The organism is Halochromatium glycolicum (genome assembly GCF_016584085.1).
In the GTDB taxonomy this organism is placed as follows: domain Bacteria; phylum Pseudomonadota; class Gammaproteobacteria; order Chromatiales; family Chromatiaceae; genus Lamprobacter; species Lamprobacter glycolicus.
On record NZ_NRSJ01000017.1, the window covers coordinates 43997 to 64923 of the forward strand.

At 58.1% G+C, this 20927-nt stretch carries 18 protein-coding genes; 12 read left to right on the forward strand and 6 right to left on the reverse strand.

The window, feature by feature from the left end:
- Window position 1: 1 nt before the first annotated feature.
- Together CKO40_RS10780 and CKO40_RS10785 are read right to left on the reverse strand one after the other, a co-directional pair.
- A complete protein-coding gene (locus tag CKO40_RS10780; RefSeq protein WP_200346213.1) occupies window positions 2–3793 on the reverse strand; it encodes a nitrate reductase subunit alpha in 3792 nt (1263 codons plus the stop codon).
- Entirely contained in the window at window positions 3793–4632 is an 840-nt protein-coding gene (locus CKO40_RS10785; protein WP_200346214.1) for a hypothetical protein, read from the reverse strand. The genes CKO40_RS10780 and CKO40_RS10785 overlap by 1 nt, the downstream gene beginning before the upstream one ends.
- Before the next feature lie 574 nt (window positions 4633–5206).
- Here CKO40_RS10785 and CKO40_RS10790 point away from each other — a divergent pair.
- Window positions 5207–5743, forward strand: a complete 537-nt coding sequence (locus CKO40_RS10790; RefSeq protein ID WP_242476969.1) for an FKBP-type peptidyl-prolyl cis-trans isomerase — start codon at window positions 5207–5209, stop codon at window positions 5741–5743.
- 311 nt (window positions 5744–6054) lie between these two features.
- Here the strand turns inward: CKO40_RS10790 and CKO40_RS10795 are convergent, their stop codons facing one another.
- Complete coding sequence (locus tag CKO40_RS10795) at window positions 6055–6462, reverse strand: hypothetical protein (protein WP_200346216.1); 408 nt, start codon at window positions 6460–6462, stop codon at window positions 6055–6057.
- Window positions 6463–6828: 366 nt separating this feature from the next.
- Here CKO40_RS10795 and CKO40_RS10800 point away from each other — a divergent pair, with 366 nt between their 5' ends.
- Together CKO40_RS10800 and CKO40_RS10810 are read left to right on the forward strand one after the other, a co-directional pair.
- Entirely contained in the window at window positions 6829–7470 is a 642-nt protein-coding gene (locus tag CKO40_RS10800) for a TusE/DsrC/DsvC family sulfur relay protein (protein WP_200346217.1), read from the forward strand.
- A gap of 341 nt (window positions 7471–7811) precedes the next feature.
- Complete coding sequence (locus CKO40_RS10810; protein WP_207173568.1) at window positions 7812–8219, forward strand: CBS domain-containing protein; 408 nt, start codon at window positions 7812–7814, stop codon at window positions 8217–8219.
- A 317-nt stretch (window positions 8220–8536) separates the two neighbouring features.
- Here the strand turns inward: CKO40_RS10810 and CKO40_RS10815 are convergent, their stop codons facing one another.
- From CKO40_RS10815 to CKO40_RS10825, 3 genes are all read right to left on the reverse strand, one after another.
- The gene (locus tag CKO40_RS10815) at window positions 8537–9145 is read right to left on the reverse strand and encodes an SCO family protein (protein ID WP_200346219.1); all 609 of its coding nucleotides are present in this window, start codon (window positions 9143–9145) and stop codon (window positions 8537–8539) included.
- 165 nt (window positions 9146–9310) lie between these two features.
- Complete coding sequence (locus CKO40_RS10820; protein WP_200346220.1) at window positions 9311–10018, reverse strand: MOSC domain-containing protein; 708 nt, start codon at window positions 10016–10018, stop codon at window positions 9311–9313.
- Window positions 10019–10174: 156 nt separating this feature from the next.
- Window positions 10175–11350, reverse strand: coding sequence for an NnrS family protein (locus CKO40_RS10825; protein ID WP_200346221.1), 1176 nt, complete (start codon window positions 11348–11350; stop codon window positions 10175–10177).
- A gap of 396 nt (window positions 11351–11746) precedes the next feature.
- Between CKO40_RS10825 and CKO40_RS10830 the strand changes: the two genes are divergently transcribed.
- The 9 genes from CKO40_RS10830 to CKO40_RS10870 all read left to right on the forward strand — a co-directional run bounded on the left by CKO40_RS10830 (window position 11747) and on the right by CKO40_RS10870 (window position 20869).
- A complete protein-coding gene (locus CKO40_RS10830; RefSeq protein WP_200346222.1) occupies window positions 11747–12268 on the forward strand; it encodes a cupredoxin domain-containing protein in 522 nt (173 codons plus the stop codon).
- 1 nt (window position 12269) lies between these two features.
- Entirely contained in the window at window positions 12270–13727 is a 1458-nt protein-coding gene (locus tag CKO40_RS10835) for a cbb3-type cytochrome c oxidase subunit I (protein ID WP_200346223.1), read from the forward strand.
- A complete protein-coding gene (locus tag CKO40_RS10840) occupies window positions 13724–14323 on the forward strand; it encodes an SCO family protein (protein WP_200346224.1) in 600 nt (199 codons plus the stop codon). Before CKO40_RS10835 ends, CKO40_RS10840 begins: the two co-directional genes overlap by 4 nt.
- The gene (locus tag CKO40_RS10845; RefSeq protein WP_200346225.1) at window positions 14313–14906 is read left to right on the forward strand and encodes a hypothetical protein; all 594 of its coding nucleotides are present in this window, start codon (window positions 14313–14315) and stop codon (window positions 14904–14906) included. Before CKO40_RS10840 ends, CKO40_RS10845 begins: the two co-directional genes overlap by 11 nt.
- A 6-nt stretch (window positions 14907–14912) precedes the next feature.
- The gene (locus CKO40_RS10850; protein ID WP_200346226.1) at window positions 14913–15323 is read left to right on the forward strand and encodes an Rrf2 family transcriptional regulator; all 411 of its coding nucleotides are present in this window, start codon (window positions 14913–14915) and stop codon (window positions 15321–15323) included.
- Between the two features lie 280 nt (window positions 15324–15603).
- Window positions 15604–16320 carry an MIP/aquaporin family protein gene (locus CKO40_RS10855; protein ID WP_200346227.1) on the forward strand — a complete coding sequence of 239 codons (717 nt, stop codon included), beginning with the start codon at window positions 15604–15606 and terminating at the stop codon, window positions 16318–16320.
- 1009 nt (window positions 16321–17329) lie between these two features.
- Window positions 17330–18373 carry a diiron oxygenase gene (locus CKO40_RS10860; RefSeq protein ID WP_200346228.1) on the forward strand — a complete coding sequence of 348 codons (1044 nt, stop codon included), beginning with the start codon at window positions 17330–17332 and terminating at the stop codon, window positions 18371–18373.
- A gap of 185 nt (window positions 18374–18558) precedes the next feature.
- Window positions 18559–19284 (forward strand): glutamine amidotransferase, encoded by a 726-nt coding sequence (locus CKO40_RS10865; protein WP_200346229.1) that lies wholly within the window; start codon window positions 18559–18561, stop codon window positions 19282–19284.
- Between the two features lie 193 nt (window positions 19285–19477).
- Window positions 19478–20869 carry an FAD-dependent oxidoreductase gene (locus CKO40_RS10870; RefSeq protein ID WP_200346230.1) on the forward strand — a complete coding sequence of 464 codons (1392 nt, stop codon included), beginning with the start codon at window positions 19478–19480 and terminating at the stop codon, window positions 20867–20869.
- Window positions 20870–20927 lie beyond the last annotated feature (58 nt).

The following is a 20927-nucleotide window of genomic DNA, read 5'->3' on the forward strand; positions in this document are numbered from 1 at the left end:
CTTATGCCCCGACTCTCAGCTGTGATTCTTGATAGATGACCTTGCGACCTCGCGTCTCCATCGGCTTCTTGCGTATCAGGACGACGCAGTCGCGTTCGGATGGACTCGTGCCCTGATAATTCAGCCAGTAGGTCCAGTTGGCGTAACCTCCGACCATCGTCGCCGGATTCATCATGATCCGCGTCGTGGCGTTATTGTTACCGCCGCGAAGGTCGCTCGCGCCCCGCTCTCGGGCGAGCGACGAAAACGGAACGTTCACATGCCGCTCGGTCTGGTGATAGACGATCGACATATCCCTCGGCACCGTGTGGCTCACCACCGCTCGAGCGACCTGGATGCCGTTCTCGTTAAAGACTTCGACCCAATCGTTATCCTTCACATTGATGTCGCGGGCGTCATCATCATTGATCCAGACCGTTGGTCCGCCACGGAACATGTTCATCATCTGCCAGGAGTCGTGGAACATGCTGTGGATGCCCCATTTCTGGTGTGGCGTGATGAAGCGGAACAGCTTCGCACCCTTCATCTCGATATCCTTTGGCGCGACATCACCGATCGACACCATATCGACCGGAGGCTTATAGACCGGGAAGTCTTCACCCAAGTCGCGGAACATCCGGTGGTCGTAATAGATCTCCTGCCGTCCGGTCAGTGTGTGGAAGGGCTTGAGCGCCTCGATGTTCAATGTCCATGGCGAATAGGTGCGGCCCTTGGTCTCGATGGCCGACCAGTGCGGAGACGTGAGTGCGCGTCGCGGCTGTGAGATCAGGTCCGGATAGTGATACGCAATCTCTCGCTCGTGCTCGACGATATTCGCAAGCGGCACACCGCAGCGCTCCTCGAGCTTCTTGAACATCTGATACGAGAGCTCGCCATCACTCTCCGGAGAGATACGCAGAATGACCTCACAGACCTTCGCGGCGGTTTCCATGTTAGGTCGGTCATCCTTCTCGCCGACGAGATAGCTCTCCTTCATCTGTTCATAGGCTTCGGCGAGGTCGCCCTTGATGCCCTTTGCACCATAACCACTTGGCCGCGTGACCTCGGGACCGAGCGTCGTGTACATGTCGTGAATCTTGGTATAGTCGCGCGTCACGACATTGACGTTAGGAAAGGTCTTGCCTGGAATCGGTTCGCTCTCACCGACCGCCCAATCACGCAGCTCACCCATCGGCTGCGCCATCTCGTCAGGTGTATCGGTGTTCAGTGCCGTCATCACCAGATCTTCTACCGGGTCAGGCAGGTGAACCTTGGCTAGTTGGCTAATCTTCTCTGCAACTAGACCGAATGCCTCCCAGTCATGCTTGGTCTCGTAGGCAGGATCGTGTGCCGGCGTGAACGGATGCAGGAATGAATGGAGGTCCGTGCAGGTCAGATCGAACTTCTCGTACCAGTGCGCCGTTGGCAGGACGATGTCCGAGTAGTTCGCAGACGAGTCCATCCGCAGGTTCACGTTGTAGATCAGGTCCAATTTGCCGAGTGGTGCATCGTCCGTCCAGTTGATCTCATTGACCAGTTCCTTGGCTCTCGTCTCGCCACCGAGCACATTGTTATGGGTGCCGAGCATGTGTTTCAGATTCAGCTCATGCCCGCGCATGCTCGTGCCGATCAGATTGCCACGATAGATCCACAATACCTTCGGATGGTTCTTCGGGGCATCGACGTTCGGCAATGCGAATTTCAGCTTTCCATCTTTGAACTGCTTCGCGACCCAGTTGCGGACATCCCCTATCTCTTTGCAACCGGCCTTGCGCGCCTCTTGAATCACATCCAACGGATTGCGCTCATCGAACTGCGGGAAGAATGGCAGCCAACCGTTACGCACGGCCACCGCATTCATGTCGGCCGCGTGGTTCGCTTTACTCGGCATCTCTTTCGCACGTGGCGCCCATAGCGGGTCGAGACTCATACCATCGTAGCGCCACTGATCCGTGTGGAAATAGAAATAGGAGGTCGAATTCTGTTGGCGCCCGACGTTGCCCCAGTCCACCGCATTGCCAATCGTGCCAATCGCCGCGACGTTACGGATCTTCTCAGTGCCGACATAGTGCGCGAAACCCCCGCCGTTGCGACCCTGACAACCCGTCAGAATGCCCATGACGGCCTCTGAACGATAGGTCAGCGAGCCACCGTGATACCAATGCAGAATCCCCGAGCCAGTGATAAAGAGGCACTTGCCCTTGGTCTTTTCAGCGGTATCCGCCCATTCTCTCGCGACGCGGATGGCGAGATTACGATCGACCCCGGTCTCCTGCTCCTGCCAGGCCGGTGTGTAGGCTTGCGAGGCGTCATCGTAATCCTTTGGATAGCCAGGTCCGGACAGGCCGCGGTTGACACCGAAATGGGACAACAGCAGGTCATAGGCCGTTGCGACGCGCGCTTCACGGCCGTCGGCCAGCTTTAAGACACGAGTTGGTACGCCACGTAGACTGCGTTTCGCCTTTTCGCCGCGGATTGCCGTGGTACCGAATTCAACGTTGAAGGTGTTGGTAAAGTCGGCGTACTCGACGAGCACCTCCTCGTACTCGCCGTCCATTAGCGTCAACAATGGCTCGAACGGCTGCGAGGTGACGGCATCCTCGTTCTTGAGGTTCCACCGCCCGGTCTTTTGCTCTTCCCAGCGGAATCCAAGAGACCCACCCGGGAGCCGGATCTCTCCGGACTTGTCGAAGCACGGCATCTTCCACTCGCCAAGCTCTTCATCCTTGTAGGCGCTCAGATCGCTTGCCCTCAAGAAGCGGCCGCTCGAGTAGTGGTCACCTTCTTTGTCGAGCATGACAAGAAACGGAAGATTCGTGAACTGACCGACGTAATCGTGGAAATATTCAGCCCGTCGGTTGGCGTGAAACTCCTGTAGAATGACATGGATGCACGAGAGGATGAATGCTGTGTCAGTCCCCGGGCGAACTGGGAGCCAAAGGTCGGCAAACTTCGTGACATCCGAGTAGTCGGGCGAGAGATTGACCAGCTTGCCGCCGTTATATTTGTGCTCAGAGGCAAAATGGGCGTCGGCCGTGCGGGTCATGGGCAGATTTGAGCCCATGACGATCCAGTAAGCACTCTGATACCAGTCGGCCGACTCATGGACGTCGGTCTGGTCGCCCCAGATCATTGGCATGATGTGGGGTAGATCGTGGTACCACTCGTAGAAGCTCAGCATCGTTCCGCCGAGCAGATTCGAGAGGCGATGGCCTGACAGGAAGCTGACCATGCTCATCGCCGGGATTGGCGAAAAGGACGCGAGATGGTCCGCGCCGTACTCCTTGATGGTATAGACCTTCGACGCAGCAATGATCTCAGTCGCTTCGTCCCAGCTCGTGCGTCGCCACCCGGCCTTGCCGCGTGCGTTGCGATAGGCTCGCGAACGCTCGGGGTTTTCAACGATCGCAGCCCAGGCGGCAACCGGGTCCTTGCCGGCGCCACGCTCGGTTCGCCAGTAATCGAGCAGCACGCCGCGGACATAGGGATACTTCGGCCGCACCGGACTATAGGGGTACCAGGAGGACGAGATCCCACGTTGGCAACCACGAGGCTCGTAATTGGGTGTCTCATCATTGATCTGCGGCCAGTCCGTTTTTTGCAGCTCCCAGGTGATCATTCCGTTCTTGACGAAGACCTCCCAGGAACAGGAGCCAGAACAGTTGACGCTATGACTGGTCCGGACGGATTTATCGTATTGCCAGCGGCGACGATAAAAATCTTCCCATTGCCGGGGCTCATCAAGCTCACGAAACCAGCGGGTCGCGCCGTTGCCGTCACCCTTGCCGTTGCCTTTACCGTTGCTGTTGCTCATCAGTCTGCTGCCTCTTGGGTTGCCGTATCGTCCGTTGTGTCGCTCCGGCCACGATAAGCGAGAGCAAAGGCCTCAACGAACGGACGGAAGTCTCGGACGGTGCCATAGATCGCGACCACCGCGTCCCGATCTCGATCGAAGACGAGGTTGACCGCCTCGGAACGGCCAATGGGATGCGGAACGGCGTTGTTGTCGTGGTCGACCCAGTCTTCTTTCATCGCTTGCATCGACACATAGAGGAGATTCTCCGCGCGATGGGCTTGCCACCAGACGCGGTAGTCCCAGTCGCCGAGCTTGATCTCCTGCTGAAAGGTCTGCGCGGCTGGGTCATGTGGGTCGATGTCCCATTGCAGGACCGGCATCGCGATCGTGTAGCCGAACTGTTCACGGGGTCCTGATAACGGCTCGGGCCCGCCGGGCCCATAGCCTGCAGCCGAGGCGATATCCGGGCGACCGAGTGCAATGGCGAGGAGATCAGCGTCGGGAACCTGTCCTTCTTCAAGGAACTCCGCCTGCAATGGCGTCATCGGACGATTGGGTATCGCGCTCGAGCTCGCGGCTGCATCGCGCAGTTCGCTTTCAAGCTCTTTGGCGCTGCGAAGCGGAACGTCATGAACGAAGGGGGCGATACGTCGTATCTTGATGTCGGAATAGTTTGCGCGGTGCAGGACATCACGTATCTCGCGCTCCATTACCGCGACCTTATGCTCGTCACGCGAGTCCGGCTTGAAGTCGATCTCGACCGTTTTGCCGAGCGCGATGATGTCGCCGACGAATCCGGATGCGACGATATCTCGCGTAAAGCCCGGATACGACACGTCGCGCAAGAGCTCGCGCACCTGTTGAGCATCCGCATTCTGCATAATCTGCGCCCCCCAATCGTGAGTGTTCGGACGACGCGCGTCGGCGGTTTTGAAACGCGGTTCATCCGGGCTCGGTCGCGATCATCGTCCTTTGTGCGAGGGGCAAAAGATGTGCCAACGGGCTCGACGGCCCCCACTAGCGGGCGCTGTAGGCCACCTCCACCGAATGCTCCGTGGTGGCTAGACTCGGGGGGACGGCGTGCGTCTGTTGGCGAATATCAAGGCAAACGAGGGGCTAGCGTTTGGCGCCGGGGCCGCCGAAGCGCGCGTTGATTGTGCGCGGAGAACGGATTGCCCGCGCCGCGGTGAGGCTCGGTCGACAATGGCACCGGCCGCCGGTTGCGACAGTTTGTCCAAGCGGGCGCGCTGGGGTGGGCTAAGCTGTCGCACTGACTGGGAAGCGGGCGCGTGGGTACTGCGCCTGATTGGAACCGCTTGATTGGAACCGCTTGCGAGCTACCGGCGGGCTGCGCGAACAACAGCCCGCTCGTGCCTGTGCCCAGGGCCGCTTGACGTCGCTCGCCCTTTGCCCTCAACTCTCCCCTTCAAGATGCTGTTGCATCGCCGGCGAGTCGATACAGGCGGTCAGCGCACTGAGCGACAACGACCAAAACAACGACCAAAAAGGCCCAACGACAAAGCGTTGCGAGAGGAGATTGATATGACAGCGAAGATTGGCGACAGGGTGAAGGTGCACTATACCGGCACTCTGGTCGATGGGACCGAGTTCGACACGTCGCGCGAGCGCGAGCCGCTGGAGTTCACCCTGGGCGACGAAACGATGCTGCCCGATTTCGAGGCTGCGGTGATCGGTATGGTCGAGGGAGAGCGAAAGACCATTACCATCCCCTGCGAAGGAGCGTATGGCGAGCAGGACGCCAGTCTTAACCTGGACGTCCCGCGCGACGCATTACCAACGGATGTCGAGTTGTCAGTCGGGACCGTGTTGCAAGCGACCGGACCGGAGGGGCAGTCGGCGAGCTTCAGGGTGGTCAGCGTCGAGGAAGATCAGGTCGCGATGGACGGCAACCACCCGCTCGCCGGTCTCGACTTGACATTTCAGTTGGAGCTGGTCGAGATCGCCTGATCGACCAGGACGACGGTCGATCAAGCACCGCTAACCGTCATGGCACGGCGCCAACCCGAGAATTTCGCGTGATTCACGGTAACCATCGTTCACGTCAAATGCTCAGATTAAGAAGCCCTATCAAAACAGCCGGTTGAGTCGCGCAACCTCCTGATCTATCTGGCTACAGCGGGCGTTCTGTTAGGGCTTATAGGAGGCCCTATCATAATGCCCGGCGAGCCAGCACAAGCTACTGATTTGCTAGGCCGTAGCGGGCATTCTGTTAGGGCATTTTGAATGCTGCATCAGTTGTTTGCATCCAAAAAGTCGCCTCAGATCATCATGACGCCGTCACGCAGTCGCATCGTGACCACCTGCTCTTGTCGATCCAGGATCAGATAACGCGACAGGTCTTGGCCATTCTGCACGTCACTCACCATCTTGTTGAGATGGGCCTGCGCTTGCTCGCTGCTCGGCGCGTGTCCGCGCTCGCCATCCAGGCTGGCGATCAATATCAGATCCCAGTCCTGGGTGATCTCATCTGCTTCCGCGACCAGGGCGGCAAAGCTCTCGATCTCGGAAGGTAGCTTATCGTTGCAGATCACGGGGCTGATCGTACCCGTCCGCTGCGACGACCCATTGGTGCTCTCGGAGTCCGTTTTGGCCAATACCAGAAGCAGCCTTTGCGGTTCATCCTGCATCGCGGCCATATCGAGCAAGTCTTGAAAATTTCTCAGCATCGCAGGTGCACCTCACACTATCGATTTCGCGAATGAACGGCGCGTATGCGGAGAGTCGGGGTTGCTCGTTCCTTTCCAAGCAGTCACCAGACCCGGGGCCGACGAAGGGATACCCCATCTTTTAGAGATCCAGCATGATGCCGCCCCCGCCAAAAACCCTGCCACAAGTGCATGGGTCGCCGCCCTCAGCTGACAAGGCCGCCGACGAGTATATCGGAGATACCGATATCAAAGTCAAATAAATTCCGTTTGCGTGAATTTAATATCAGCACTAGCTTATGCAGAAGAGGCGGCGCGACCGCTCAGATCGACCGAGCAGGCCCCATGCCTACGACAGCATGATGGCTGACACGAGGAGAGCAGAAGATGATCGCAGTGAAGGTTTCGATGAAGGCGACTAATGAGCCATTGAAGCGTACCCCGGTGGTGCTGCAGCTCGATGCCGACGGGAGTCAGACGCCACCGGTGTTGACCGATCGCGCCGGCGTCGCCCGCTTCGACCTGCCGCCGACCAGCGGCCGCATCCTGGTCTCTGGACTGCAGCGCTACGATGGGCGCCTCGATGGCGAGATCCCGATCGAGCTCTGGTCGATCACCCAATCGGAGCTGGACTCCAAAGGTGGCCCCGGTGAGCTGCCCAGCGGCCGCAACGCCTATCCGGGCATGACCACCCACTGGCTGCCGGTTGGCAATCAGCGCGTCGAGGTCGACAGCGAGGGCTATCTGGTCGACCCGCAGGACTGGTCTGAGGACTTCGCACGCGCGCTCGCGGACGCGGAAGGCCTAACGCTCACCGCAGAGCACTGGGAGCTGATTCGGTGGCTGCGCACGCACTACGCCCGCCACGGCGCCCAGGCATCGGTGCGCGACATGATCGCGCATTTCCGGCGCGTCTGGGATCGAGAGCGCGGCAGCAACCGCTACCTGCACCAGTTGTTCCCGCGCGGCGGCCCGCAGAAACAGGGCAATCGCCTCGCCGGATTGCTACGCACAAAGGGGGAGCACTGAGGTAGTTGAGCGAGGAGCTCGAGCTGACCGATGAGGATGTGCTCAATGCCATGCAACACATCCCAGGCTACCTTGATATTAGCACCGGCGGCTTCCGCGCCATCTAATCGCCTCGCCTGCGTACTTCGGGCGATCGTGATCGCTTCCGGTTGTTTTCGGGACTCGCTGGTCACGATGACGGAATGGCTGGTCAGGTTACGCCGGAATACGCGGTCAAGCTCAACCAGAAAAAGTGTTTTCTGGCAGGGGTTGCTGCAGCATGAGCACTCAAGGTGCATCATGACTTTCGCAACGTTACACTAGCGCTGTCGATTCCCAGCACAACGAGAAGAGGCTTTCCTATGCAAGTCAGAGAATATATGTCAAAGCCCGTTTACCAAGTATCCGAGCAGACAAGCCTAAAAGAGGCGGTGCCCCTGCTCGGCAAGCACCACATACGCCATTTGCCGGTCACCAACGGCTCCAGGCTCGTAGGGATGGTGACGGATCGGGACATCCGTCGAGCCCAACCCGGGCTGCTGTTGGGTCTCGGACGGGAGGATTACGAGCAGGTGCTCCTGAGCACCCCGGTCTCCCGCATCATGACCAGAGAGCCGGTGACGGTGACAGAGGACACGCCGCTGATCGATGCGGTGCGTTTGATAGTGGAGAAGAGATTCGGAAGCCTGCCGGTGGTGAAAGGTGATGAGCTGGTCGGGATCTTCACCGAGATCGACGCGCTAAAACTCCTGCTGGAAAAACTGGAATAGCCAGCGGCTCTCCGCGCGCCTAACAGCAATCGCTGCCTTCACCCCCAGTCGCGTCCTCCACCAGCTTGGTGACGTCCTAGTCCGTCCCTCTCGTCTCTCGCTGGTGGCGCACCGCGTCCTTGCTGCTAGCGAAGGCGCCCGCTTCCCCGAGCGGGACCTTGCCGGTCTTTTTCAGCGTCAAGAACACAGCGCTATTCGGCTGGCTTGGAGGGACTAGTGCGGGCGTACGAATCGGACAGCTGAACTCCTGCCGTAGCAGCGCTAGGCACGGTGAGTGCGGCGAGTAGCGTGATCCGTTATTTTCATACCATTCCCCATTAGAGTAATTTACGAATTTCAGCAACCACTTGATTGGGTGGTGTCACGTGCATTAGGGTGTTGCTTAGCTGTCCCTTTTTATTAATTAGATAGATGCGAGATGAGTGGTCCACAGCATAGTCCATTGCAGAATCTTTCATCTCCACTTTACGATAAGACGCGCCATAGCGATTGACCATCAGATCAAGGTCTTTCTTCGCGCCTGTCATGCCGATGATTTTAGGATGAAAGAACTGGCTGTATTCTGCCAGCCGCTCCGGTGTATCACGTTCGGGATCAACGCTGACAAACAATGGCTGTACCTGTTCCAGCTCTTCCGGCGACAGATCCTCGAGTGCCTGAGAAATAATCGCCAGGGATGTCGGGCAGACATCCGGGCAGTGGGTGTAACCGATGTAGAGTAGCGATACTTTGCCTTTGAAATCTGATAAGGAAGTCGGTCCACTGATGCTTTGCAGGGTGAAATCACCGCCTTGCCCCAGCCTGTGCAGTAGCGGCTGGTCTGGATCTGCATGATGTCGCGATAACAGATAGGCTGTGACAATTGCCCCAAACAATGTCAGAGTGAATAACAGTAAATTGCGTCGAGTGATCAGATTAGTTGCCATATCTGAGCTCCTATCGGCGACGGAAGTTGCGGCAGCTTTGTACCAGGCCGGTGCTGGCGATGACGATCAGCCCTAGTTGATGCGATTGCCCTGCCATAGAGGGCGAAACGGAGGGAAATTGAAAACCCAGGTCTCTGATTATCGGATCTGAACAACCTTGGGTGTTCAATGATCGACTTTCCGTTGCGTCGGTGTAAGCAACCGGCGACGCCAATCTTCAGTGCTTTTTGAGCGGATGCGCCGGTCAACGAGACGACGCCAGTTATCTGGCAGCTCCGGGAGCCTCGCAAATTCGGCAAGTGCCTCAGAATCATTGGTGGATTGATAGAGCAGATCCGCGACACGCGTCAGCGGCCAGTCCGGGTTAGGACGGTCGACCAGCTCGGCCGTGCACCCTGCCTGGATGTCGCCCGTGCGCAGGACCCGAAAATACCAGCCGGTACGACCTGTCGACTGCACTCGGCGAGCCATGTCAGGCCGATTGAATCGCAGGTTGAGCTTCCAGCAAGGCTGTCGGCTCTGTGAAAGCTCGACGAGCACCGGGCCGATCTGGAAGCGGTCACCAAGACACAGATCCTGCTCAGTGATCCCATCGACCACGAAGTTTTCTCCGAATCCCCCGGGCACGAATCGATCCGCCTGTTGCGGCAACTCTGCTGCCCAGCTTGGGTAGTGCGTCAATGGGTAGGCGTGCAATGCCTTGTCGCGTCCGCCATGATGGCGTCGATCAGCCTGCTCGTCATCTTCCAAACCCTCCGGTCCCACATGGACCAAGCCGTTGGTCCGCTGCTTGTCGATCGCGGATACATGGCCTTTGTCGCCAAGCGGCCTGGTGCGTCCTGCACGCAGTTCGAGGATGGTAAAAGAGATCATGGACTGAACCCCATTGTCGCAAACCAAAGTTGGAAGACACCTACGGCGGAAGTACTCAACGCGGTTCCATGCCCGTTCGTATCGGCCCCTAACCTGGTGCCTAACCGACAAAATAACGTTTCGTCATAAAAAGTGACAGCGGGGAGCACGACACGATTATCCGTAACGCCCATCCACTCTGGCAGTTAACAGCGGACGAGCAAAGAGCGCCAGCATTGCTAGAAATGCACTTATCCAAAGAAACTGTGAAAGCTGTATCAGCAGGAAATAATACTCCGGTGCAAGTATCGGCAGCAGTACGCGCAGTATCGCGCCAGCCGCGAGTGTCATGAATATCAGCGCGAGCCCTTTAGGTGGCTCGAACACATTACGCCCGGTATGTCCCAGGGACACGCGAGCCATCATCCCAATGGTGACCAGCCCGATGCCGCCGTAGGCCATCGCGTGCAACCCGAGTTCAGGCGGGATATGGAAGATTTCTGCAGTACCTCGTAGTACGAACCCGATCGAAATGAATGCGACAGCTAGGTGCAGCACCCAAACCAGCGGTCGACTCAATATTTCCGAGGTATACCACCCGTACAAGCGTAACGCATTTGCGATAAACAGGACCAAGCCGCTGACGAGCAGTATGGGTTGCCAGGACAACACATCGGCGGCGGCAAAGATCACGAGGCCGATCAAGGACACAACCGGCACATACCGGTAGTCCTGTACCTGGGTCTTGGCAGCGATGGCATTGCGTGTGAATGAGGGCACCACGCGCTGTGCCATCATCAGGATGAGTCCAATGACGGTGTACATCGCGATCAGCAATGACGGGCGACCATAAGAAGGGGTTAGCCAGCCAGTGGTTGAGGCCAGGAACAAGGTATCCAAGGCTAGAAATAGGCACAACTTGCCAATAATCCCCCATTGTGCGTGATTACCTGCCTGAATCAGTGGCTTCAGCAGAACCCACAATAGCAGTAAGTAAAAAAGGACACTGCTGACCAACATGACCGGCACGCCGGCGGCGCTGGGGTAGAGGGCGATCAGTCGTGATACGAGCCAGAGGATGAATAGCGCCAGCAACAGGTTGCCTTGCGCTGTTCTACCTCCGGTCCAGTTTTGTACTGCGGTCAACAGAAAGCCCGAGATGACAGCGATGGCGTAGCCGAAAACCATCTCGTGACCGTGCCAAAGCGCAGGGGGGATCGTATCGAGATCGAATCGGGTTAACTGCATCAGCTGAGCAGTCCAGAGCGTCATCGCCAGAACCGCGTAAACCATCGCGGCAAGGAAGAAAGGACGAAATCCGGTCTGCAAGACAGTGAAACGCCGTGGTTGCATCTTTTCTATTCCTCCACGCCTAGTCGACAAATCCTTGCCAGGGTGAAACACGAATGCGATCCGCGGCCCCGTTCGCCCGCCCGTGCTTCTGCGCATGGTAGGGCCGACAGTTTGCCAACCGCTGCGAAGGATGGTCGTCGTCATGCTCCAGCACCAGCGGAACGGCTCGCTCCCGAACCACTGGCGTGAATCGCTTCGACGCGTTCACAGGCGCCTCCTCTCAAGCGTTGGAGCCTCCGAGATACCCGAGGGGTTCGGCTTGCGCCGACTCGGTGCCATGCGGTGAGGCTCAACGACCTTGCTATCCACGAGAGCTGGACTATAACATGTATACAGGATGCATGTTATCGTCTAGACTCCTTCCCGTGTTCACTGCAGCGACATGAGGGCCTCGTTATGCAAACGGCTGTTCTTCTAATAACGCTCCTGGGCATGGCCCTAGTTGCGGCCGCTTTCTACGTGGTGGTTGCGCGCTCCGGGCCGCGAGACGACGACTACTCGGGCATCACCCAGCAGGGCTACCTGATTCGCCGTTGGTGGTTCCTGTTCTTGTGTGGGTTCGGGGTGCTGGTGAGCGCCTGGTCCCTGATCCCGTTTCCGCTCCAGGCGGGCGGGGTCGGTGCACCGCGGGCCATTGATGTCACGGGGCGGATGTGGTCCTGGGACATCGCGTCACGCACTGCCCAAGTGGGTGAGTCGGTCCGTTTTCGCGTGACCTCGGCGGATGTGAACCATGGCTTCGCCGTCTATAGCCCCGACGACCAAATCGTCGCCCAGACCCAGGCGATGCCAGGCTACGTCAATGAAGTGGATGTGACCTTCGAGCAACCCGGCCAGTATCGGGTGCTTTGTTTGGAATATTGCGGCCTGGCGCATCATGCAATGGCCGCTGAGATCACTGTGAGCGAGGGCTCCTGATATGGCAACGCAGCAAGCCGATTATGCAACCCCCGAGACTGAACGCACGCCGGTGGTCAAACTCTATCTGGCCATCGGGCTGATCGTCTTCGCCGCTTTGATGTTGGTCGGTGTGCTGATGCGGGCGGCGCAGGGTGCCTCCTTGAGCAGTATCGGCCCCGCCCTGTTCTACCAGCTGATGACATTGCATGGCGCCGGTATGGTCGGGACCGCGGGCCTGGCGGCATTGGCGGTCAATTGGTACTTCTTGAGTCGCTATGTACGGCTAAACCCGCGGGTATTCCTGGGAGCGCTGATCCTTTCGTTGGTGGCCGTGGCCATGATCGTGGGTGCGATTCTGATCGGCAAGTTCGCAGCCGGTTGGACCTTCCTCTACCCTTTGCCCGCGAATCCGCTCGGCCAGTGGGGTACAGGTGCCGCGCTGTTCTTCGTTGCCGGCCTGCTGGTGCTCGGGGTCGCCTTTTTGCTGGTCTACCTCGACATGGGCCTGGCCATTGTGCGGCGCTACGGCAGCATCGCCCGGGCACTTGGACTACCGATGCTGTTCGGCCGAGAGCCATTGGACCGGACACATCCACCAACGGTAGTAGCTAGTGCCATGGTGTTGATCGTCAATGTCGCAGGTATCGCGGCGGGTGCGGTCGTGCTGGTGATGACCATGTTGCACCTGGTGTTTCCGGCATTAGCGCCGGATGCCCTGCTGATGAAGAACCTGATCTACTTCTTCGGCCATGTATTCATCAATGCCACCATCTATTCTGCGGTGATCGCGGTCTACGAGATCCTGCCGCTGTATGCTCGGCGCCCATGGAAGGTGTCGCGGCCGTTTCTTGCGGCATGGCTGGCTGTGACCTTGATGGTGTTGGCGGTCTATCCCCACCATCTTTTGATGGACTTCGCATTACCAGCCTGGATGGCAGTGATGGGGCAGATCTTGTCATATACCAGCGGCATTCCGGTGCTGGTGGTCACGGCCTTCGGTGGACTGATGTTGATCTACCGATCAGGCATTCGCTGGGATGCCGCGTCCAGTCTGTTGGTGCTGGGCCTATTCGGTTGGGCAGTGGGCATCGTCCCGGCGGTCATCGACGGTATGATCTCGGTCAACCTGGTCATGCACAATACGCAGTGGGTACCCGGTCATTTCCATTTCTACCTGCTGATCGGGGTGGTGCCGATGGTGCTCGGGTTCGCGAGCTATCTCGGCAGCAACGGCGAGCAGGGCCAAACGGGGCGTCTGGGCGTGGGTGTGTTTGCCGTGGGCGCGGTCCTGCTCTGTTTGACCTTTCTGGTGTCGGGCGCGAACTCTGTGCCGCGCCGCTTCGCGGTGCACGAAGAGGCCTGGCAGTGGCTGGGTAATCTCGGTGCCCTGTCTGGCGGCCTGGTGTTGATCGGCACGCTGATGATTGCATTGCCGATCTTGATGCGCTTACCGCGGGCACGACTCACTACCGCATGAGCCCGCGCACCGCGATTGGCCTCGTCCTGGCCGGAGGTCTGGTGACGGCGCTGCTTTGGCAGCGTACAGCAGGCTTCTCGGCCTTTACCTACGAGACCTGGCGTCGGGTCGAGGTCGCTCGCGAGCCAGTAGCGGTGTCGGACTGGCGGTTGCAAGATGCCCAGGGCGACTTCGTCCGTCTCTCGGATTGGCGCGATGAGACATTGCTGGTCGGGTTCATCTACACCAGTTGCCCTTCGGTCTGCGTGGCGATTGGGTCGCGTTACCAGCAGCTCCAGCGCACGTTGCAGGCCAATCCCTCGACGGACGTGCATCTGCTATCCATCAGCATCGACCCCGCCAGAGATACGCCGGAGCACCTCGCCGAATACCGGCGTCGCCATGCTGGGCTGCAATCGTCCTGGACGGTCGCGCGTCCGGCTGATGCGCAGGTACTGGGCGATATGATTCGAGAGACTGGCCTGCGCGTGATCCCCGATCAGCTCGGTGGCTTCTCGCACAGTGAGTCATTGCACTGGATCCGTGACGGGCAATTGCTGAGGATCAGCGATTGGCGTGATCCCGAGCTCGAGAAGATGATCACAGATGGCGGCTGAGCCGTGGCGGGGCGCAGCGCGCACAATCCTGTTGGCGGTCAGTGTCGCCGGGTTGTTTCCCCCGGTCGCGGCACTATTCGAGGCCAGTATGCGGTCGCACCTCTTGGTGCAGATGCCCCTGCTGGCGTTCTGCGGTGGGTACTGGGTGTACCGGTCCCCTCCCCTGAAGCGCTGGCTGGAACGGGTTGACCCGAGCGGTTATATCGCCTTGGTCGTCGGCAGCGGTTGGTTCATCTACTGGATGCTGCCGATTAGCTTGGACCTCGCGACCTTTGACCCCGGCATAAGACTGCTGAAGATCGTTACTGTGCCGGTATGCGTCGGCGCGGCCCTGACCTGGAGCTGGCTGCGGCTTGGGCCAATCGGACGCGGGGTTATGCTGTTGGAGGGCTGGGCCATTCTCGGACGCTTAGGGTGGGTCTATCTGATCAGCCCAGTGCAGCTATGCAGCAACTATTTGATCGACGATCAACAGCGCACTGGGTCACTGCTGTTGGGTGCAGCACTGATCAGTGCCGTCGGGATAGCGCTATGGGCCGTTTTTGGGCCTTTCCGTAAACCTCACCGGACGGAGCAAGAGTAAGACGCGGTGTATATCACGAAGTACACAGACTATTCGCTGCGCACCCTAATGCTGCTGGCGCAGCAGGCTGGGGATCAACGGCTCAGTATCGTCGAGATCAGCAAGACCCTACGGGTATCGCACAATCACCTGATGAAGGTGGTCAACAATCTCGCGCGTCTTGAGCTGGTCGATTCGCTGCGCGGCCGCGGGGGTGGCATTCGTCTCGTGCCCCGCACCCGGCAGATGACCATCGGCGCGGTGATGCGCGAGCTCGAACCGGTTGAACCGCTCGTCGATTGCGACGCAGGCCCCTGCCCGTTTCGTGGTGGCTGTGAACTGGATTTTGCGCTGCAACGCGCAATGCATGCCTTTCTCGCCGAATTGGACAAGAAGACCTTGTCCGATCTGGTGCGCGACAAGATCGTTGACGTCTGAATCATGCAGTTTCTGAGGCAATCGAGCTAATCTCTTAATTTACTCCGATCGAACTCGAGTAACGAATCGATTGCGGGAGATGTTGATTTCTTCAGCGTTTCCCACGCGGGGCAGGAAACCCCGCCATCATTAGCGGCATAAGCCGCTGAAAATGAAGCGGCTCGGAAACTGCTTTTTCGAATCGCGTGCTGATTCTTGGCCAGGAAGCAAACAATTCAGCACCTCATTGGACCGTTCTCAAGCTTAACCCTTTAACACCTTAGCATACGGGAGAATCCACATGAACAAGAAATACGCTTCCGAGTTTATCGGTACGTTTGCTCTAGTCTTTTTTGGCTGCGGCGCTGTTACAGTTGATCAGCTAAGCGGTGGGGCTCTTGGGTTAATCGGCATAGCGACCGTCTTTGGGCTTGTCGTCATGACGATGGTCTACACCTATGGCCATGTTTCTGGCGCTCATATCAATCCTGCTGTGACGATAGCGCTGGCTTTTTCTAATCGAATTGATAGGAAAGAAGTTCTCCCCTATGTCGGCGCTCAAGTCGCGGGAGCAATCCTTGCAAGCGCGATTGACTTGACGGTTCTTAGGCCCCTATTCATTGACCAGACGATTCTAGTCGAAATGTCCCTTGGAGTGACTCAGCCTGTAAATGGCAGCTTTATGACAGCTCTCATAGTGGAAGCTATTCTTACTTTCTTTCTAATGACCGTCATCCTGGGCACCGTGGTTGACAAGCCAGCAGCTGGGAATTTCGCTGGTGTAGCAATAGGGGCAACCGTGGCATTTCTGATTATGTTCGGCGGTCCGGTCACAGGCGGTTCACTAAACCCCGCAAGAAGTCTTGGTCCCGCGCTCGTTTCAGGCGAGCTTTCTCATATCATCGCTTATCTGGTTGGCCCGACTGCCGGGGCCATTGGTGCTGTAGCTCTTTACGATAGATTGAAATCTTTGGCAAACAAACAGAGCCTAGAGCAAGGTGAAGAGTCAGCGCTGTAACAGTCAAGAATTTCATTGAAATGGATGATTCAGAAAGCTCAAAGTGATGTCTGCTTTGAGCTTTTCATTTTCAGAATAACGATACCAACGACCCGAAATGCGGGTTTTTCATTAGGTCCCGAGGGCTCATAGTCGCGGTTTCGGAAACCGGGTGAAACTGCTTTAGGGCTCGAAGACGACGCGCCACACACTTCCGCAATGCCGCTAACTCGTCCACGGTTCAGCGCGCAGCGACCTGCCACACGCTAAACCGCTCCGGGTTTGTCAGAGGCAGTTTGTTGTGGAGGCCGTTGATGGTGAGCCTCGCGCATTTCACGCTTCCGCCCGGACCGCTCGCCGCGATCGACCCCGTTTTTTCCGATATCGTCCTCTGGTCTGGACTGACGTGGACGCCTCGTGGAGCGACATCACTTGCGGCCTCTGGTCGATTTCGATGCTGAGGCCGATCCCGACCACGAGCGCCCGCAGGCGGTTGCGCCTGTGCGGTCTCCGTGATCAAAGCGAGCGCCGCCATGGCGCCAAGCAGCCTCTCGTCCAGGCCGCCGCCACCGGTGCGACAGATTGACCCAGCCGTTGACCCGGACAGCGACAATGTGTCGCGCGCCGCCGCACCGATACACCTGTCCCGGAGTCCCGACCAGCATGGCTATATGGGCCGGCCGAGGCGTTGCGCGCGCAGTCGCTACAACCGCTTGGATCGGCCTCTGTGGCGCCGCATCCGCCCCCTGAGTGGCCGCGCCGACCCCGCTCCAAGCCCCCGTCAGCGCGAGCGGCCGACGACCTTGGATAGACCGTCGCCATCGCTGGCATAAGCGTTGCTTATAGCCGGGACGCGGCCGAGCCGAGAACAGGCTCACGGCCAACGACTCGTCAAAATCTGCCGATACAGAAGATCGCTCAATCCAACAACAAGAAGACTGCAGTCCTGGATTTGGCTTTCGGGACTGTTCTCAGCATGTCCAAGCGAGCCAAGCTCGCAATTTTTCACTAATGGCGTGGAGGTCCACCTATGCAACCTGAAACCCTTATGCAACCTGAAACCCATGATTCCGACGCCGCCGCAAACGCCGGCAACCATAGTATTGCGGCTCTTGAAAAGATGGGGGAGGTGTGGAAAGAACGTGCACAAGTGAAGAACGAAGAGTTCGAAGTCGAGATGATGTACAGCACGGAGTACGACGACTTCTTGGATCGCTTAATCCCGTTTAACCAGCATCCGCGTTACGGCGAGCTTGATGATGAGATGCGCACCAAGATCTTGTCCTCCGGCTGGATCGCCTATAACGAGAAAACCATCGATATTGAATCCAAGATCATCTCGCCGATCTGCAATGAAATCATCTACGGTACACTGCCGGGTACGCAAGACGAAACCATCAAATGGCTGGCCGCCCAAACTCTGACAGATGAGGCCTACCATGTGTTGATGGTGATCCAGACCGCACGTATGGCTCGGACACAGCGTGGTTTGTTGGACCTGCGTTTGCCCAGCTTCGACCTGGTTAACCAGATTGAGCTTGAAGCGGCGAAGTATTCCGAGAACTGGCAAAAGAAGATCGTTCGTACGGTCGCCTGCATCTGTTCCGAGGTGTTTATCAGCGACTATCTGAGCCTGCTCTCCGACGCCGATGATGTGCAGCCGATCAACAAGATCACCACCGATGCGCACCGTAAGGATGAATTGGCGCACAGCGGCATCTTCCGTCACCTGACTAAGGAAATCGTCCGTCACCTGACTCCGCGTGAGCTCGCGTTCTTCGCGCAGATGCTGCCGCGCCCGATGCGTTGGTTCGCCAGTCAGGAGCTGAACGTATGGGAGACCATCCTGCAACAGCTCGACTATGAGCACACCAAAGAGGTGATCGGTGATACCCGGGCGGAGGCCGAAGTTGCCCTGTTCCGTGTCGATTTCTCAGAGCTCATCGAGCTTGCCGAAGAAACTGGCTTGCTTGACACGCCGGAAGGTCGTGAGTCCTTCGAGGCGGAAGGTTTGCTTGGGAATGCCACGATGACCGAGCGGGAACGGCCCTCCGTCGCCGTGAACATGAAATAGCACCACGACTGGTCCCCGCATTTCGCTACACACAAGGGCACCTTGAACAATTCAAGGTGCCCCGGAAGTTAGCATCGCGTCAGTGATGCAAGCCGGAGCGAAGCCGAAATCGCATGCTCGCTCTGCGTCGTGAAAAATCGCCGGCTTGGTGATTCTTCAAGGTCGCCAAAACAGCAGGAGTAACAATGTTCGCACATGTGGTCCAGCATATTGCTTTTGAGCATTTGGGCAATCTGGAGCCAGTGTTACGCAAACACGGCTACAGCATTAACACCTTTATGGCGGGCGTCGACGAACTTGGCCCAATCAGTGAAGATGATCCGGACTTGCTGATCGTCCTGGGCGGCCCGATCGGTGTCTACGAAACCGATGCCTATCCGTATCTGGAAACCGAACTGCAGCTGATCCGTGATCGCATCGCGCGAAATCGGCCTGTCCTCGGTATCTGCCTGGGCTGTCAGCTGATTGCCAGAGCGCTGGGCGCGGATGTGTATCCCGGTGGCACCAAGGAGATCGGCTGGGCGCCGTTGGAAATTCACAGCGATGTCGAGGGGAACGTCTTGGCGCCGATGCAGCAAGCGACGGATGTTCTGCATTGGCATGGAGATACGTTCGAGCTGCCGGCCGGTGCAACCCTGCTGGCGTCGTCGGCGGTCTATCCAAATCAGGCATTCCGCTATCGAGACACTGTGCTGGCGCTGCAATTCCATCTGGAGGTTGAGCCCGAGGCCTTGGAAAGCTGGTACCTCGGTCATGCACACGAGATTGGCTCGGTAGACGGGCTGACGGTTCCTAAACTACGGGAAGATGGCCAGCGCTATGGGCCGACTCTGCAAGGTCCAGCCCAGCAGGTCTGGGTGAAGTGGCTGGAGTCTCTATCCGCTCAGGATACCGTCGCGGCAGTGGCATGAGCTACTGAGAAGGCTCACGGCGGCTCTACCGGTGATAAGGGCGGATGGCTATCGCTCTTGTATCCTAGTGCCCAATATCGTTCTCGGCTGTCCGGGAACGGTTAAGGGTCATTTCGATCACCGCTGGAGTCACCGTATAATCAGGCTGATTAGCCACTTGCAACATGAATAATTAATACAGAAGGGGGGGAGGATGAGCTTTAAACGCTATCAGTGTTCTACCTGCTCGCACATCTACGACGAGGCTGTGGGAGATCCGATTTTCGGAGTGGCCCCGGGGACTCGATTCGATGACCTGCCAGACGAATGGTTTTGCTCGGTGTGCGGTGACCCTCGTGAAAGTTTTGAGTTTATCGGTTTGTCCGAGCATACGCACGCCCTTGGCGAGCGCAGCAATGACCAGGAAGGCGATCCGATTGTGGTCGTTGGCGCTGGGATCGGCGGTTGGTACATCGCCGAACAACTGCGCCAGATGGGTGCCAAGAACCCGATCACCATCGTCACAAAAGATGACGGTGACTACTACTACAAGCCGCACCTGTCGGTCTCCGTTTCCAGCAAGTCACGTGCTGATCTGATCATTGCCAAAGGGCCGGATCGCGCGCAGCTGCTGAACGTGGACTTGCGCGCCCGTACCCAGGTGCTGGGTCTCGATCGTCAGAAAAAGCGTCTGTTAACCGACAAAGGCAAGGTCGAGTACACCAAGTTGGTGCTCGCGACCGGCGCGGTGCCGCTCCGTCTCTATGAGCGCCGTATCCAGCAGCATATCCATCAGCTGAATGACCTGGACCATTATGAGTCGCTGGGGGAACTGCTGAACAGTGGCAGCAAGCGCGTAATGATCCTGGGCGCCGGCTTGATCGGGTGTGAATTGGGCGATCACCTTGCTCGTGCCGGGCATGAGGTCGCGATCAACGATAGAGCCCCATACTTGCTATCTGCCGTGGTGTCCGAGGGTGTTTCGACCTACGCTCGTGATCGATACGTCCAGAACGGGGTCGCGTTCTTGCTCGGTACCACGATGAACGACGTCACCAAAGAAGACACTGGTTTGCAGATCCAGTTCGAGGATGGGGGCACGCTGGAGCGCGACGTCGTCATCTCAGCGATCGGTCTGAAGCCGAATGTTGAGCTTGCCAGCCGAGCGGGCCTTGATGTTGGCCGCGGTATCAAGGTCGATAACAGCATGCAGACCAGCGACCCGGACATTTACGCTATCGGTGACTGCGCTGAACACAATGGACAGGTGTTTTCATTCGTCGATCCGATCAATCGCCAGGCTGCCGTGATCGTCGATCAGCTTTGCGGCGAAGGCGAGCAGCGCTTCGAGCCGCGTGCGCCGATCGTTCTCGTAAAGTCTCGTTTCTGTCCGATCAAATCAGTACCGCCGGAGCGCTCGCGCCGTGCAGACAGTACGCTACGCCGGGTGCACAGCTCCGACCAGGGTGTGGTCGAGGAATGGTGGAGTGATGATGGACAACTGCTCGGCTACAGCGCCTGTGGCGATTTTGCCGAGAGCTATGAGCCAGCGCCGCACCAGGGTGACCGCGCCAAGCTGACCGCGCCAGTTGGGGCGACAATCTAAAGCCGTCTAATCGTGCCGGATACCTCGCAGATGTGCTCAGCTCGGCATCCGGTTAGGC